This is a genomic window from Gammaproteobacteria bacterium (assembly GCA_015709635.1).
Lineage (GTDB): Bacteria > Pseudomonadota > Gammaproteobacteria > Burkholderiales > Nitrosomonadaceae > Nitrosomonas.
Map to the genome: position 1 here is coordinate 292,922 of CP054180.1, position 16,943 is coordinate 309,864.

12 protein-coding genes and 1 pseudogene are annotated in these 16,943 nt (G+C 47.4%); 4 read left to right on the forward strand and 9 right to left on the reverse strand.

Annotation, left to right across the window (positions count from 1 at the left end):
• Window positions 1-466 precede the first annotated feature (466 nt).
• Both HRU78_01355 and HRU78_01360 read left to right on the forward strand, forming a co-directional pair.
• Window positions 467-2,854, forward strand: a complete 2,388-nt coding sequence (locus tag HRU78_01355; GenBank protein ID QOJ22453.1) for a hypothetical protein — start codon at window positions 467-469, stop codon at window positions 2,852-2,854.
• Between the two features lie 322 nt (window positions 2,855-3,176).
• Window positions 3,177-4,712: a methyltransferase regulatory domain-containing protein gene (locus HRU78_01360; GenBank protein QOJ22454.1), complete on the forward strand. Its 1,536-nt coding sequence runs from the start codon at window positions 3,177-3,179 to the stop codon at window positions 4,710-4,712.
• A gap of 73 nt (window positions 4,713-4,785) precedes the next feature.
• On the opposite strand, the gene pyrF is transcribed toward HRU78_01360, so the two are convergent.
• The 5 genes and pseudogenes from pyrF to HRU78_01385 all read right to left on the reverse strand — a co-directional run bounded on the left by pyrF (window position 4,786) and on the right by HRU78_01385 (window position 10,286).
• Complete coding sequence (pyrF, locus tag HRU78_01365; protein ID QOJ22455.1) at window positions 4,786-5,481, reverse strand: orotidine-5'-phosphate decarboxylase; 696 nt, start codon at window positions 5,479-5,481, stop codon at window positions 4,786-4,788.
• A gap of 15 nt (window positions 5,482-5,496) precedes the next feature.
• Entirely contained in the window at window positions 5,497-5,706 is a 210-nt protein-coding gene (locus HRU78_01370) for a LapA family protein (protein QOJ22456.1), read from the reverse strand.
• 393 nt (window positions 5,707-6,099) lie between these two features.
• Complete coding sequence (locus tag HRU78_01375; protein QOJ22457.1) at window positions 6,100-6,390, reverse strand: integration host factor subunit beta; 291 nt, start codon at window positions 6,388-6,390, stop codon at window positions 6,100-6,102.
• Window positions 6,391-6,399: 9 nt separating this feature from the next.
• Complete coding sequence (gene rpsA, locus HRU78_01380; protein QOJ22458.1) at window positions 6,400-8,112, reverse strand: 30S ribosomal protein S1; 1,713 nt, start codon at window positions 8,110-8,112, stop codon at window positions 6,400-6,402.
• Between the two features lie 134 nt (window positions 8,113-8,246).
• Window positions 8,247-10,286 (reverse strand): annotated as a pseudogene (locus HRU78_01385) (bifunctional 3-phosphoshikimate 1-carboxyvinyltransferase/cytidylate kinase).
• 205 nt (window positions 10,287-10,491) lie between these two features.
• On the opposite strand from HRU78_01385, the gene HRU78_01390 reads away from it, so the two are divergent.
• Window positions 10,492-10,740 (forward strand): hypothetical protein, encoded by a 249-nt coding sequence (locus HRU78_01390; GenBank protein QOJ22459.1) that lies wholly within the window; start codon window positions 10,492-10,494, stop codon window positions 10,738-10,740.
• A gap of 195 nt (window positions 10,741-10,935) precedes the next feature.
• On the opposite strand, the gene HRU78_01395 is transcribed toward HRU78_01390, so the two are convergent.
• The 4 genes from HRU78_01395 to HRU78_01410 all read right to left on the reverse strand — a co-directional run bounded on the left by HRU78_01395 (window position 10,936) and on the right by HRU78_01410 (window position 16,297).
• A complete protein-coding gene (locus HRU78_01395; protein QOJ22460.1) occupies window positions 10,936-13,446 on the reverse strand; it encodes a DNA topoisomerase III in 2,511 nt (836 codons plus the stop codon).
• A gap of 175 nt (window positions 13,447-13,621) precedes the next feature.
• The gene (locus HRU78_01400) at window positions 13,622-14,080 is read right to left on the reverse strand and encodes a DUF494 domain-containing protein (GenBank protein ID QOJ22461.1); all 459 of its coding nucleotides are present in this window, start codon (window positions 14,078-14,080) and stop codon (window positions 13,622-13,624) included.
• A 61-nt stretch (window positions 14,081-14,141) separates the two neighbouring features.
• The gene (gene dprA, locus HRU78_01405; GenBank protein QOJ22462.1) at window positions 14,142-15,242 is read right to left on the reverse strand and encodes a DNA-protecting protein DprA; all 1,101 of its coding nucleotides are present in this window, start codon (window positions 15,240-15,242) and stop codon (window positions 14,142-14,144) included.
• A gap of 17 nt (window positions 15,243-15,259) precedes the next feature.
• Window positions 15,260-16,297: a LysM peptidoglycan-binding domain-containing protein gene (locus HRU78_01410; GenBank protein ID QOJ22463.1), complete on the reverse strand. Its 1,038-nt coding sequence runs from the start codon at window positions 16,295-16,297 to the stop codon at window positions 15,260-15,262.
• A 96-nt stretch (window positions 16,298-16,393) separates the two neighbouring features.
• Between HRU78_01410 and def the strand changes: the two genes are divergently transcribed.
• On the forward strand, window positions 16,394-16,897 hold the full coding sequence (def, locus tag HRU78_01415) for a peptide deformylase (GenBank protein ID QOJ22464.1): 504 nt from the start codon (window positions 16,394-16,396) through the stop codon (window positions 16,895-16,897).
• Window positions 16,898-16,943 lie beyond the last annotated feature (46 nt).

Sequence of the window (16,943 nt, forward strand, 5' to 3'; positions counted from 1 at the left end):
AAAGCCGCTTCATCTTAAAGGTAGTAATTAAATTCGATTGCATTGAAAAACAATCGAGAATGAAAATTTAATTTCATTTAAGTTTGGCTTTTTCTGCCAGAGGGCGATATTCGCATTCGATGAGATGCGTATATTTGTAAGCAGTTTTATAAATAAATTTCCCATTTATGTGAGAAAAGACACGTTTTAAGTGCTTATTTTAGATTTAAAATATGAAGATAATCTTTTAAAGTATTAAATGTTTTATATTGTTGCAAATAAGCAACATATTAAATAGAAACTTCAACTGCATACTTGCAAAGCGGGATTGTTTTGGGCAGAATGCGCTTTAACTTGGCTTTTGTGGTAGCTTCTGGTAAAAGAATTAATTATTGCGCAGGGGTTACATAGAGACAAAGTGAAAAGTGAAAAACTTGCAAGTAATTTACTTTCGTAACTATTTTTAATTTTTATCAAGGGAGCTCCCATGGCTATATCGAGTACACAGCAAACTGAAATTTTGAAGGTTGTTGCAGGTTTGTTTAATGCGGCACCGGGCGGTGTCTATCTGTCCGAATTGGCGGCACTGGTTGAAGGTGGAATGACTACAAGCCAATTGGCCGATACTTTGGCTGCGAGCCCAGTATTCACGACTGGAATTTTGGCGGGTAAAGTTACGGTTGATGATCAGGTCGACGTTCTGATGAAAAACTTCGGTGTGACTGCTGATAGCGATCCTGCCAGCGCGGGTTCTCAAGCAAAAGCGTATTTTACTGAGCAACTGACCAATGGTGTTGGATTCGGTAAAATTGTTTTTGATGCGGCGACATTCCTGTCGACCACCACGGATACCGCGTTTGCAGCAGCAAAAACATTGCTGGAAAACAAAGCTATGGTGGCCGCCATTTATTCAAAGACAGCAACTAGCACTGACTTGGATACATTGCAAAGCATATTGAGCCCAGTGACAGGAGATCATGCATATACCGCCGATGAAGCGGCAGCAATCGCGAATCCGGGCGGTAATCCTGGAGAAGTCGGTCAAACATTCACACTTACGGGTTCAACGGATAACATCACCGGTACTTCCAAGAATGATATTTTCATTGGTGATGATACTTCGGCAAGTGCGGGCGATACTCTGGTTGGTGGTAACGGTACCGATACGTTGAGAATGTTTGGAACGGACATCGTTCCAAATCTTTCGGGTATTGAGCAGGTGTACTACAACAACCCTGGTGCTGCTATTGATTACTCAACCAAATCGGATGTGAAATCGATCGAACTGGATACGTTTGGTTCAAACACGGTTACTGTTGGATCCGATCAGGCAGTTAAGCTGACCAATCAAGCCGCCGGCTCAACTGCTACCATCGCCGGTAACACACCGACAAGCCTGGGATTGACTTTGGATAAAGCGGGTAGCAAAACAGGCAATGCGACAGTGGCGTTGACGGGAACGGCACTGACCACATTAAGTGCGACCGCTTCGGGAAATGATAGCTATGTTACATTGACTAATGCCGGCGGTAAGCTTGCAACAGTCAATATAACCGGTGATAAGAATTTGAAACTGGATACGTCAGGCATAGGAACAGTCACAACAATTGACGCAAGTGCGGCGACCGGTAGTGTAACGGTTGGTCCTACCGCGGTAGCTGCTTCCGATCTGACGTTTACCGGCGGTAAAGGTGACGACAAGATTGTAATGGGTGCAACGATTACGGCTGCCGATACGCTGAACGGCGGTGATGGTAAGGATACCTTAAGCGTTTCTGATGCAGATACCGTGGATACGGCAGCTGAAGTGATCGGTATCACCGGATTCGAAATTTTCGAAGCTGCGGCTGCGGATGCAACGACTTATAATCTAGCTATCATTGGCGCCAAAAATACCATTTCTGGTTTGGTTATCAGCGAAGGCGGTGGTGGTACCGTTACGGTTTCAAATATCAATGCAGCGACAACTGGCAACATCACGATTAATGGTGATGCTTCCACAGTTGTATTAAGTGCTCCGGATTTTGTATCAGGTGGCACTAGCGATACCACAACGATCAGCTTGGATAACAGTGTAGTAAAAAATGCGAACGGTGTGGATGTAGCTTCTCTGACGTTTGCCAACGCTGACGTTATCAACCTGAAATCTTTGGGTGACGGTTCTTCCACTAAAGTGGTCGGTGGTGCTGAAGAAAATTCAATCGCATCGCTGGTTGCATCGGATGCAGAGAAAGTTGTAATTACCGGTGATGAAGCATTGGCATTGACCACAGCGGCTGCAACCAAACTGACCGAAATCGATGCATCCGGCTTGACCAATGACGCTGCAGTTTCAATTAATACCAATGCATCAGCCAGTGCATCATTGCTGGTTAAGGGCACAGGTAAAAATGACACGATTCAGATCGATAACGCAGCGACATTGACTTCAACACTATACACAGGCGGTGGTTCTGATACTGTTACGGTTGTTGGCGGTGGTACAGCTGATCATACGATGAAATTTACCGCTACCGCATTGAATGCTGGTGATCTGAAGGCTGGTGACTCGACAGTTGTCAACATTACCGGTGTTGCCGCAGGCGACAAAGTAACCATTGATCTGACTTCCGCACTGGAAGGTTTGTTGAAGAGCGGTGGTACATTGCTGTCAGCAACCGGTGGTAACATCAATATTCATGGCACGAGCCTGAGCGCTACGACGAATATTGCAGCGAACCAAGCCGGCGGTAATATGGATCTACAGTTTGACTTAAACGGAGACGGTGTCTACAGCGCAACTGATGATGCGCAAATTCGCTTGGTTGGTACCGGTACAGATGATACGCTGGTTTACAACGCAGCAACCGATACGTTAGTCTTCACAGTAGTTTAAGGAAGGTATAAGTAAACAGTTTTTTTAGAAACTGTTTCTAATAAAAAGGCCAAATCTCAATTGATTTGGCCTTTTTGTTTATGGAAGAACACGGTCGCAAGAATTTCTTGTGCTTGAAGAGTCAGATATTACAATAAATCTTGTATTCGACAAAAAAGCGATTCATGAAACAAGCTATATGACGAATCTGCATAAAGCTTACTGAGCATCTGGCTCAATATCGTTTCCAGCTCGAGCAAAAGAGGATCAAAGTCTAACTGGCGGCTTTGCTAGCTTTAGTTATTCGGTTGGAGAAAATAGAAAATTCAAAGCAAGGAAGTATATGAACGATTGGACTGATGGTTATGTAGCGGATATCGGTTATACGTTTGGTTATTATTCTGAACTAAATCCATTGAGAATCAAGCAAATTCTTACATTTGCCGGTCTGAAATATCCTGAGGTAGGAACTGCCTGCGAATTAGGATTTGGTCAAGGAGCGAGTGTCAATTTGCATGCCGCAGCATCGACCATAAAGTGGTATGGAACGGATTTCAACCCGACGCAAGCGGCTTTCGCGCAAGAAATGACGGCTGCCTGTGGTTCTGGCGCAACGTTATATGATGATAGCTTTGAAAGTTTTGCCAGGCGTACCGATTTGCCGGATTTTGATTTCATTGGCGTGCATGGCATCTGGAGTTGGATCAATGACGAAAATCGCGCAGTTATCGTAGATTTTATTCGCCGCAAATTGAAAGTTGGCGGGGTGCTTTATATCAGCTATAACACGTTGCCAGGCTGGTCGTCGTTTGCGCCCATGCGGCATTTGATGACCGAACATGCAAGAGTTTTTGGGACAGAAGGGCATGGCATCATCAATCGCATTAATGGCGCATTGGACTTCACGGAAAGATTGCAAGCCATAAATCCGGGATTCTTGCGGGTTAATCCGCTTATTCCGGAGCGGCTGAAAAAGCTAAAAGAGCAGAATCGGCATTATTTGGCGCATGAATATTTTAATCGCGATTGGCATCCCATCCATTTTTCGATCATGCAAGATTGGCTGGCGCCGACAAAGTTGACTTATGCATGTTCGGCACATCAGTCGGATCATTTGGATATCATCAACTTATCAAATGAGCAGCAAGCATTCTTGAACGACATTCCTGACACAACGTTCCGCGAAAGTGTGCGGGATTTTATCGTGAATCAACAATTCCGGCGCGATTACTGGGGCAGGGGGTTATGCAAACTATCAGCCGCAGAGCAAATGGATCGATCACGTGCTATCCGGGTCGTTCTGACCGTGCGGCGCGCCGATGCAGAACTGAAAGTGACCGGTGTGCTCGGCACGGCGACATTTAGTGAGCCTATCTATGTTCCTATTCTGGACTATTTGGGCGATCATAAAATCAAAGCATTGGGGCAGATTGAGCAGGCGATGAAGGAAAAAGGCATTACGCTGCCGCAGATTATCCAGTCGGCTATGTTTCTCATCGGTTCAGGTCAAATGGCATTGGCGCAGGAAGAAAATATCATTGTTAAAGCGAAGAAACAAACTGAAAAGCTGAATAACTATATTTTGCGCAAGGCGAGTAGCAGCGGAGAAATTTCTTATCTGGCAAGTCCCGTGACCGGCGGCGGTATAATGGTCGGGCGTATTCAACAGCTCTTTCTGGTAGGGTTGGGAAAAGAATTGAAGCAAGCGGAAGATATTGCGCAATTTGCTTGGCAAATAGTTTCCGCACTAGGACAGAAAGTTATTAAAGAAGGCAAAAGACTGGAAACCGATGCGGAGAATATCAACGAATTGACCGAGCAAGCCAAAGCTTTCTTAGAGAAACAGCTGCCTATTTTAAAAGCATTGCAAGTCATTTAATGCTTGCCGCGGCCACTATTTGGATAAAAAAGCAGTAACGAAGAATAAAGGCGAGGAAATCCGGAAATGGATTCTAACCAATATCAGCAATTGCCGCATTCAATCGTTGGCACATGAGAAGCGGATCGCTGGCTTGCGTAATCGGTCGTCCGATTACCAAGTAACTGGCTCCATTCCGGACGGCTTGTTGCGGTGTGGTGATTCTTTTCTGGTCATTGGCTTGGCTGTCTGCCGGGCGAATGCCGGGCGTGACCAAGCAGAAATCAGCGCCGAATTGTTGCCGTAAATTGACTGCTTCCAGCGCTGAACAGACCACGCCGTCCAATCCGCAGTCCTTGGTCAGTTTTGCCAGGCGCGTAACGATTTGTTCCGGCTCTCCTTGCAAACCGATGTCCGCAATGTCATTTTGATCCATACTGGTCAGCAAAGTAACGGCGATAAGTTTGGTTGAACCGTGCGGAATCGCATCCCGTACCGCAGCCAGCATTTTTCGTCCGCCCAGCGCATGCACATTGACCATCCATACACCGAGATTAGCAGCCGCCCTGCAAGCGCTGGCGGCGGTATTGGGAATGTCGTGGAATTTTAGATCAAGAAATACTTCGAAATTCATGGCCATTAGCTTTTCAATGAGCTGTGGGCCGGCAGCAGTGAAAAGTTCTTTGCCAACTTTCAGACGGCATAAATCAGGTTTAAGTTTTCTGGATAGTTGCAATGCATGTTCGGCACTGGAGAAATCCAGCGCCACAATAATGCGTGGATCGTGCATGGAGAGCTATGTTGATTATTCGCTGGAATGGCATCGGCACCGCACAAATAATACGGTGATTAAAGCACCCAGAGCGAAAAAGATCAAAAGTACTACGCTAAAGGGTAGTTCAATGGATTGATCCAGATAATAGTGAAGTGTTACAGGTTGAGAGTTTTTGGAAGCGAATACGGCGAGAATAACAAAGACTGCAATACGCAAAAGCCAGGTAATTAGATTGATCATAATGAATTAGCCTATGAGTTGTTAGATGCTTTAATTGTTTAAACCGATAAAACAAGCAAATGCACAATTATTGATGAGATAGTCCACGATATATCATGATTGAGCAGACTATTTTCCTATCGTTAATTAGAATTCAAACGTCTACAGAATTTTATATTCCGATCGGCGATAACAATGAAAATTTATAAGCGTTAATCAGTCTTCGAGAATATACTTCAAATGTTTAGGAAGCTCTGAAAAACTACGGTGCTTGACCATACGGCGTTAGAATCAGGTTAAAAATGCTCATTTACCGCTCGTAAACTGCACTTTTTCACCTGATTTCACTTGCCTGACCGTTGTTGCTCGTTACTTTTTTCAGAGTTTCCTTAGAAGCACTCTCTGCACTTTACTTTATTTCTTTTCCTTGTAATCAACGCGTTCACGCATTTCTTTTCCTGCCTTGAAATGGGGCACGTATTTTTCAGGCACCTTGACCTTTTCTCCCGATTTTGGATTGCGCCCAATCCGCGGCGGTCTGTAATTTAAGTCAAAACTGCCGAAACCGCGTATTTCAATGCGCTGACCTTTTGCCAAGCTTTTCGCCATGGCATCGATAATCATTTTGACTGAGAGCTCGGCATCTTTAGTTACCAGTTGCGGAAATCGTGCCGCAAGCCGCGTAATTAATTCAGATTTCGTCATTAATATTCCTTATTGCTCTGTATTCTTGCTATCCATTTTGGCCTTCAGCAAAGCACCCAGGCTGGTTGTTCCAGCGTTAGCAGGTGTTTTGATTTTTTGCATCGCAGCGGATTCATCCGATTTGTCCTTGGCTTTGATTGAAAGATTGATCGTGCGATTTTTGCGGTCGATGTTGATGATCATGGTTTCGACCTTATCGCCCTCTTTCAAATGCGTGCGAATGTCTTCAACGCGATCACGCGAAACTTCGGAAGCGCGTAAATAACCTTCCACATCGTTTGTCAGGGCAATCACAGCACCCTTGGCGTCAATGGATTTTACCGTGCCTTCGATAATGCTGTTTTTATCATGCTCAGCGACAAAACTGGTGAAAGGATCACCTTCCATTTGCTTGATGCCAAGTGAAATACGTTCACGCTCAACATCGATCGAGAGAATGACGGCTTCAACTTCGTCACCTTTTTTGTAATTAAGAACGGCTTCTTCGCCAGGCTGATTCCAGGATAAATCGGACAGATGGACCAAACCATCGATATTGCCGGGTAAACCGATAAATACGCCAAAATCGGTGATCGATTTGATCTGTCCGCGAACTTTATCACCTTTTTCATGCGTGGCGGCAAATTCTTCCCATGGATTGGTTTGGCACTGTTTCATGCCCAGTGATATGCGGCGGCGTTCTTCATCGATTTCCAAAATCATGACTTCAACTTCGTCGCCTAATTGTACTATCTTGGACGGATAGACATTTTTGTTGGTCCAGTCCATTTCCGATACGTGCACCAAGCCTTCAATGCCTTGCTCAATTTCGATAAATGCACCGTAATCGGTCAAATTGGTGACTTTACCGAACAAGCGGGTGCGTGCCGGATAACGCCTCGACAAACCAACCCACGGATCTTCGCTCAATTGTTTCATGCCCAGCGAGACGCGGTTTTTTTCCTGGTCAAACTTGAGAACCTTGGCGGTAACTTCATCACCGATATTGACTACTTCCGAAGGATGCTTAACGCGGCGCCATGCCAGATCGGTAATATGCAGCAGGCCATCAATACCGCCGAGATCGACGAATGCACCATAGTCGGTAATGTTCTTAACGATACCGTGCACGATTGCACCTTCCTGCAAATTGGACAACAAGGTTTCGCGGTCGGCGCCTTGTGTCGCTTCCAGTACTGCGCGGCGTGAAACCACCACGTTATTGCGTTTGCGGTCAAGCTTGATGACCTTGAATTCCATTTCCCTGTTTTCATAAGGCGTGGTGTCCTTGACAGGGCGGATATCCACCAGCGAGCCGGGAAGAAACGCGCGGATGCCGTTGATCATGGCTGTCAAGCCGCCTTTCACTTTGCCATTGACCATGCCGGTGACGATTTTGCCGCTTTCCATAGCTTCTTCCAGATCATGCCAGGCAGTCAGGCGCTTGGCTTTATCGCGGGAAAGTCGTGTTTCTCCATAACCGTCTTCCAGAGACTCGATGGCAACGCTGATAAAATCACCCGGTTTAACTTCGATTTCACCGCGATCGTTTTTAAATTCCTCGACGGGAATAAAACTTTCGGATTTGAGGCCGGCGTTGACAACAACGATGTTATAGTCGACACGAACGACTTCGGCAGTAATTACTTCGCCGGCACGCATTTCCTGGCGCGCGAGGCTTTCTTCGAAGAGTGCGGCAAAACTTTCGGGAGATTTCTGGTTTGCAGTGGAAGCATTAGTCATTATAAAAATACCTGATTTATCATTCCGTTCGGATTATTATCCTGCGGATAGGGTTGGTTAATAAAATGTTTGAAACAATCGCTCCGTTTTCTTTTCTACATGGGAGTGCTAAGAAAAGCGGCTTTATTTCGTGTTCAAACGCGGGTTTTTGCAAAACTCTCATTATACCAGGAGAGAACGGCATCTTGCGCCTGGGAAATGGTCAATGAAGTCGTGTCCAGCAATTTGGCGTCAGCCTCTTGTTGTAAAGGCGCGATGCTGCGATTGCTGTCGCGTTCATCCCGTTTCCGGATATCCTGCAATAAGTCGGCGATATTAGCACTCATTCCTTTCTCTATCAACTGCTTATATCGCCTTTGTGCGCGTACTTCCGCACTGGCGGTCAAAAATATTTTAAGCATGGCGTCCGGAAAGATAACGGATCCCATGTCACGTCCATCCGTGACCAATCCTGGCATTTGCCGGAAAGCACGCTGACGCTCGGTGAGCGCTGCGCGAACCTGCGGATAAGCAGCCAACTGAGAAGCCAGGATACCGCATTGTTCCGTGCGGATGTCGTTCGTGACAATTTTACCGTCCAGGTAAATTTGCTCATCCTTAAAAAAGACATTCAGATTCCTGGCAATTTCCGCGAGCTGACCGGAATTTTGCATATCGGCGCTTAATTGCATCGTTTTCAATGCCACCAGACGGTATAGCGCACCGCTGTCCAAGTAATGAAATCCGAGTTGATGAGCGACTAATTGGGCGATAGTGCCTTTACCGGATGCGGATGGACCATCGATAGCGATAACGGGGATGTTGTTCGTATTCATCAAGCAAGCTTGTTATTTAAATGACCAAGGCGGGAATTATTTCATTTCCGGGTGAATTATTTGTGAAAATTTTTCAAAATAATCGGGAAACGTTTTGCCGACACAACCGGGATCGTTAATGCGCACCGGTGCTCCAAAGGATGCCAGAGCAAAGCACATGGCCATGCGGTGATCGTCATAAGTATCGATCGCCGCATTTGGGATTAGGCCGTGTGCGGGTGGCGTGATGCGCAAATAATCTGCACCTTCTTCCACCACTGCGCCAAGCTTGCGCAGCTCAGCCGACATTGCCGCGAGACGGTCTGTTTCTTTCAAGCGCCAGCTGGCGATATTGCGCAGTGTGGTCGTGCCTTCGGCAAATAATGCCGCAACTGCCAATGTCATGGCCGCATCGGGAATATGATTGCAATCCAAATCGATAGCGCGCAGAAATGTTGTGCCATTTTCGTTTTTAGTATCGCTGGCCTCGATCCAATTTTCTCCCATTGCTATTTTTGCACCCATCAATTCCAGCGCGGATGCAAAGCGGATATCGCCTTGCACGCTATCGCGCCCTACGCCTTGAACACGCACCGGGCCATGTCCGATGGCGCCGGCTGCCAGGAAATAGGATGCGGAGGATGCATCGCCTTCGACAAAAATGTGGCCCGGGCTGCGGTATTTTTGCTGTGCCGGTATCACAAATTGTTGCCAGCCGGTGTGTTCGGCTTGCACACCAAAACGGCGCATTTGCGCGAGCGTCAGTTCGATATAAGGTTGCGAAATGAGTGTGCCGGATACGTTAATGATGGCTTTCTTTCCGCTCAACGGCAATGCCATCAGCAATCCGGTGAGAAATTGACTGGAAACATCGCCTTTGACAGTAACCGTATGCGTGCCATCTTGCTCGCGCAAAGCTGCCGGTTTAATCTTCAGAGGCGGAAAACCGGGATTTCCCAAATAATTGATGTTCGCACCCAGTTGCCGCAATGCATCCACCAAGTCCGCAATGGGCCGCTCGTGCATGCGCGGTACGCCGGATAAACGATAATTTCCCCGCATTAAGGACAATACGGCAACCAAAGGGCGGAAAGCGGTACCGGCATTACCGAGAAATAAGTTCGCTTGCTTGACCGGAAAAATCCCATTGCCGCCGGTGATCGTGTAATCGTTTTTATCCGTTGGTGTGACAGCAATGCCCAACTGAGTCAGCGCATCCAGCATGCGTGCGGTATCGTCGGAAGCCAATAAATCGTGAATCTCTGTAGTGCCTTCCGATAATGCGGCAAGCAGCAGGATCCGGTTCGAAATGCTCTTTGATCCAGGCAGCTGCACTGTGCCACGAGCACTCTTGGCAAACGGGAGATCAAGCCATTTCATGGTTGTGTGCTGTGATAAAAATTGCTAGATAATATCCCATAAAAATATCCGAGGCGTAATTTTATTGATTTTTCAGAGCTACGAATTCTATGGAAGCGATTCGGATAGATTTATTGCATTTGGAAAAATCTTTATTAAAGTGCCCCGTTTAAGGTAATCTATCTTTTTTACAAAAAAGACACTTTATATAAAAAGAGGTTGATGAATGGAAGATGCAGAAATTGTTTTAATGTTCTCCTTGCTGATGATTCCAGTTGCTGTCTGGTTACAACTGTGGGTAAAAAATCGCAGGGAAAAACGTAGGAATGATTTAGGTGAAGAGGAATTTGAAAATACAGCGCGGGCGTTCGCATCGATTATCCTGGAAGGTGCGGCTATCGTCGGCGGGCTCATCATGATTATCATGGGCTCCAGCGGTGTGCTCAAGTATGTTCTTAATTTTTATAACTCATAACGAGTTTAGGGCAGATCTGAAAAAGGTAGCGATCGACCGGGCAGATAAGACGAAATCAGGTGAAAAAGTGCAGTTTACGAGTACTGGATGAGCATTTTGAGCCTGATTTCAACGCTGCATGGTCGAGTCTCAGTAGTTTTTCAGAGTTTTCCTGGCGGTAAAGTACCTTAAGTCACCATTCCTAATCACTGTGTGTCACTGAGTGGCATCACCGGAAGCTTCAGTTTTTGCTTGTTTTTTAGCTTTTGCGGTGGTTTTTTTAGGAGCTTTCTGTTCAAACTCGAAGCTGATTTTTCCATCCGTACTTTTCACCAGATAAGCTGAGAAAGGCTTGCCTTTCTTGGAGATAAATTTTGTCAGCAGATCGGTTTTTCCATTTTCCAGTAGCTTGGTGACTTGCTCGCGTTCTATCGGACGCTCCAGGATGATTTTGCCCGTTTTAAAATTGCAGGTGCGGTTAGCGCCGACCGATTTCTCGCAGACATATTGCATGCCGTGTTCATACACTGCGTGATTGCATTTCGGGCATTTACCCAAGGCTGTTTGACCGCTGAAATCGACTTCTTCATGGTTCTCATCGCTATTGCCAAAATCAAATTTCATTTCAAAAGCATCGGTAAGCTTGATAATGGCATTGAACGACTGTCCCATTTTGCTGCGAAAGCCTTGTAGTGGTCCGACTTCACGTTGCGTGATGAGGGTTTCCATTTCCTCTACTTCGAATTGGCGGCCGGCCAGAATTTTCCACAGTGCGAAATCGCACTTCTGGCATTGAAATTTTTTATAGGTTTCGTGCACAGTGCCGCCGCATTTCGGGCAAGGAGATTTGAGTGTCGCAAAGTCTCCCGCAATGGTTTCGCCGCGATTCGTTTTGGCTTGCTCCACGATATGCCGCGTCATTTCGGCAATTTTTTCCATGAATGCAGCGCGTTTAAGATCGCCCTGCTCAATCTGGCGTAACTGGAATTCCCAGTTGCCGGTTAATTCAGGCGAAATCAGTTCAGGGATCTTGAGGCCGCGCAACAATGTGATCAAGGAAAAAGCTTTGGCCGTCGGATGCAGTTCACGGCCAATGCGTTGGATATAATTTTCAAATACTAGACCTTCGATGATTGCGGCACGCGTTGCCGGGGTTCCCAAACCTTTGGCACTCATTGCCTCACGCAATTCTTCATCTTCCACCAGCTTGCCCGCACCTTCCATGGCGGAAAGCAGCGTTGCCTCATTAAACCGTGCGGGCGGCCGGGTCTGATTGGCGATAATTTCGATAGCTTCGGTGGCCACGGATTCACCGGGCGTAATGGCGACAAGTGTTGTGTCTTCTGTCTGATCATCCGGTTTGACGGATTTGCCGTAAACCGCTTGCCAGCCCGGATTGATCATGACTTTACCTTCGGTTTTGAATGGTTCGCTTTCAACCCGGGTAATGCGGGTAGTGACCAGAAACTCGGCGGCGGGAAAGAAAATAGCCAAGAAACGTTTGGTCACCAAATCGTACAGCTTTGCTTCGGCTTCGTTTAACTTGGACGGATTTAACGACGTCGGAATAATGGCGAAGTGATCTGAAATCTTGCTATTGTTGAAAATGCGTTTGTTCGGTACAACCCAATTCGATGCCAGAATGTGCCGGGCAAATTTTGCGTAATCGGTATTTTCCAGACTGAGCAATGTATCTTTAACGGTCGCGATATAGTCTTCCGGCAGCGCGCGCGAATCCGTGCGCGGGTATGTCAGCACTTTGTGTTTTTCGTACAAAGCTTGTGCCAGGCCGAGCGTTGTTTTGGCGGAGAAACCGAAGCGGCCGTTGGCATCGCGTTGCAAACTGGTCAAGTCGTAAAGCAACGGGCAGATTTCTTTGCTGGGTTTGCTCTCTTCACTGACCTGACCGGGTTTTCCCCGGCATTTGTCGCGTATGGCTTCGGCTTGTTTTTGCTCCCACAGCCGTTCAGGTTTCGCTTCCTGATGGGCTTTATCCTTGTTGAATTTGTCATCAAACCATTTGCCGGTGTAGTTGCCATTTCCGGCCGCAAACGTAGCATGGATTTCCCAGTAATTCTGCGGGCGGAATTTCTTTATTTTTTCTTCGCGCTCGACCAGAATCGCCAATGTCGGGGTTTGTACCCGGCCCACGGTGGTTTTGTGAAATCCTCCTTCTTGGGAGTTAAATGCAGTCATGGCGCGCGTACCGTTAATTCCGACCAGCCAATCCGACTCCGAGCGGCTGACAGCCGCCTCGGCCAGCGATTGTACCGCTGCATTATCCAATAGCCGGGTGAATCCTTGACGGATGGCGTCAGGTGTCATCGATTGCAGCCAGAGGCGTTTGACCGGCTTGCCGCTGCCGACATGGCGCAGGATGTAATTGAAAATCAACTCTCCTTCGCGCCCCGCGTCACACGCGTTGATCAGTGTCTCGATATCTTTGCGTTTGATCAGTTTGCTGAGGAGTTTCAGACGCGCGGAAGTTTTTTCGATCGGGCTCAAATCAAAATGCGGCGGAATCACCGGCAGATTGGCGAAACTCCACTTACCGCGTTTCACTTCATATTCTTCCGGAATGACAAGTTCCAGTAAATGACCTACTGCGGAAGAGATAACATATTGATCGTTCTCGAAATAATCTGTGTGTTTGGTGAAGCCGCCCAATGCGCGCGCAATGTCGGCCGCGACAGAAGGTTTTTCTGCAATGATCAGTGATTTACTCATTAATTTCCCTAAAGAAATCATTCACCGGCAACGGATTTCCAAGTTTCTGTGCCGCTACAAAATCAGGGTAATGTGTCAGAATTGCAAACATGATCAAAGTGTAGTGAGTCTATTCGAAGCTATTCACTTCAGCAGCCATCGGGTTAGATGGGGCTAATGAGAAATAGATTTTGCCTTAGTGCCGGTAATGCGAGTCGCTGACGATCAGCAATTTCTCAAGAACGGTATCATCCGTAAGTTGATTCTGAATCCACAGTTCCGTCAAAACAATCAGTTTGATTTTTTCCAGACTGGATGAATTTTCATCCATGGCCAGTACGCGATCAATCAACAATTCACGTTGTAACGGGTTAATGATTCCGGCTTGTTCCAGGAAGAAAATAAATCCCCGCCCTTCCGTATCGATTTTTTCCATTTCATATTCGGTATAACAGCGGAAAGAATCGTTGTCAGCAAAGCTGGCCGGATAGCTGCCAATGTCGTGGCGCTCGAGTTCCGAGAGCCAATTTAAAGTTTCGCTGATATCCTCATCGGCAAAGCCGGCCATTGTCAGTTTGCGCGTCAGTGTCGCAGAGTCCGGATAACTGCCTGAGTCAAAGAAATTTTCAAATAAATAAACGAGTATATCGAACATAATGGTATTTAAAAAAGCGAGTATGTTTACAGATGAGTACCTTTGGTTAATACTGCCGCTATCACTGAATTCGCTGATAACATCCTCCCGGTAAACTGCTGATCCGACCGTCAAGCTCAAGCGTTAATAGCATGGCTGATACAACTTCAGCCGTCAAGCCACTGCGTACGCAAAGTGTGTCGATATCAACGGCGTCATAGCCGAGGTGTTTGAGTAGTATTGCGTTTTCAGTTGCTTCTTCGACGGCAAATTCTTTTTTTGCGGTAACTTCCTTATGCCGTGTTAAGGACAGATGATTCAATTCATCCAAAATGTCCTGAGTATTTTCAACCAGCTTTGCGCCTTGCTTGATCAAGGCATGGCAGCCTTTGGATAAGGGCGAATGAATGGAACCCGGGATCGCCATCACTTCGCGTCCTTGTTCCAGCGCTTGACGCGCGGTGATCAGTGATCCGCTTTGTAGTGCCGCTTCCACCACCAGGCAACCGTGACTCATACCGCTGATGATACGATTTCTGCGCGGAAAGTTCCTGCCGATGGCAGGGGTACCCAGCGGGAATTCAGAAATTAATGCCCCTTCTTTTGCCAGTTTATGGGCAAGCGGGTGATTCTTTGCCGGATAGACAATATCCAGACCGGTACCGACAACGGCGATGCTGGCGGCGGAGCCGCGCAGACCGCCTTGATGCGCGGCTGTATCAATCCCTAGCGCCAGACCGCTGATGATGCAAAGTCCGGCGTTGCTGGCGGCTTCGGAAAAAGCTTCCGCGTTCGTTAAACCTTGCGGCGTGGCATTGCGGCTGCCGACGACCGCTAACGCAGGTTGCTGCAAAAGCTCCCGGCGCCCTTTGAAGTACAGGAGCGGAGGGGGATCGTCAGTATTCAGTAACTGCGCGGGATAATCCGAATCAGCCAAAGTGATGACCGCATTGACCGGATCTTCCAGCCATTTGAACGCGCCGGTGATTTTGTTACGGTCCGAGCCTTGCATGATGCGCTGGGCAACCGGTTTTTTTACGATGCGCTCCAACGCACCGGTTGATGCCGAAAGGATTGCTGCGGGATTGCCAAAAGCAATCAGAAGCCTGCGGATGGATTCGCCGCCCACACCGTCAATCAGATTAAGACTTAACCATGCCTCAAGATCCGGAGCATGTTTCATGGTGATACCAGCTGATTTCAAGGGGTTTTGACAGCATCCGATATTTTGATGGACTGTGTGCTTTGCACGACCAGAGCATATGCTATTTTATCAAAGACACGGAATACGAATACCAGTCCGGTTCTTTCATCGGGCAATTGCGTCACTTCCCCTTTCAGGGATTTTGCTTGGCTTCTGCGGTAAACAGCCAGCACATGCCCCATTTCCAAGCCATCCGCTTCCCCTTTATTCAGGGTGACAATATTACCCTTGCCGATCTCCATGACACCGCCATAGACCGAAATAATCCGCCCATTGACCGGAAAATCCGGTGCGTGTGGCGCGTAGTTATTGAAAATAGTACCGGGCGCGGGAACCAAGCGATCGCCTGTTAATATTTCTTCCGAAGCGTGCGTGATGAGTATTGTGCTGGCATCCGCAAATGCGGTCACTTTCGCGTTTCCCAGGTAAACGGCTTCATAGCCGAGAACCAAGCCGTTTTGATCAGGATCCTTCAATGCTTTACCGGGGCGGAAAATTTGCCATGCCGCGCCTTTGTCTTTCGGTAGTTCGCTGACATACGCGATATTGCCCGTGCTTAAGGCGACTCGCGCGTCACTGGAACCCAGGATATAGGGCGCATTGTCGAGACCATTTTTTTCGATGACCAACGGCTGGCTCAGGAATGGCTCGATTGCAGCTGCCGGGATGCTGGGAATTGCAGTGGTGCCCGATTGTTCTGCGCGGATTTTTGGTGATAATTTGACGGTTTTGATGCCAAATTCTTCCTCGTCCGAAAGACGCAGCCGGGCTCCATGCAGCGTTTTTTCCAGTATCACGATATCGCCCGGATAAATCTTGTGCGGGTTTTTTACCTGCACGCGGTTAAGCCCCCAGATTTCGGGCCAGCGCCAAGGATCTTTAAGAAACCGGGAAGCAATTCCCCATAATGTATCGCCCGGCACAACCACATGACGGTCGGGTGAGTCATTTCGCAATGCAATCTCTTCCGCTTTGACCGGCGTGATGGAAAGCAGGCCCGGAAATAAAATCATAGTTATAATAAGCTTTCGCATGGATGATCTCAAAGGCGGTGATGATGCGTACAGAATGATTGCTGAATGATACGGTCTAAATGCGCTGTTCGGTTTACTAAACTATACATTTTTTTCATGGCTATTTTAAAAATACTACAATATCCGGATGAAAGGCTACATACTGTAGCGGTTCCCGTTGCGCAAGTCACTGATAAAATTCGTTTGCTGATAAAGGATATGACCGAAACGATGTACGCCGCACCGGGCATAGGGCTGGCTGCGACGCAGGTGGATGTGCACGAGCGTGTGATCGTGATCGATACCTCCGAGACGCGCGATCAATTGCTCATTTTGATCAATCCGGAAATTACCGCCAGTCACGGTCTGTCGGATTATGAGGAAGGTTGCTTGTCAGTGCCCGGTATCTACGGCAAAGTGCAACGAGCCGAGTCGGTTACCGTGCAGGCTTTGAATGAACATGGTGAATCGTTTGTGCTGGATGCCGATGGCTTATTGGCGGTATGTATTCAGCATGAAATGGATCATTTGGCGGGTAAGGTGTTCGTGGAATACTGGTCACGGCTCAAACAGGTGCGTACGCTGGCAAGACTAAAAAAGAAACAGCGCAGCACCATGTAGCGTTATGCGGGCATGAATCAAGCTGCGATCCGTACAGTGCTTGCGG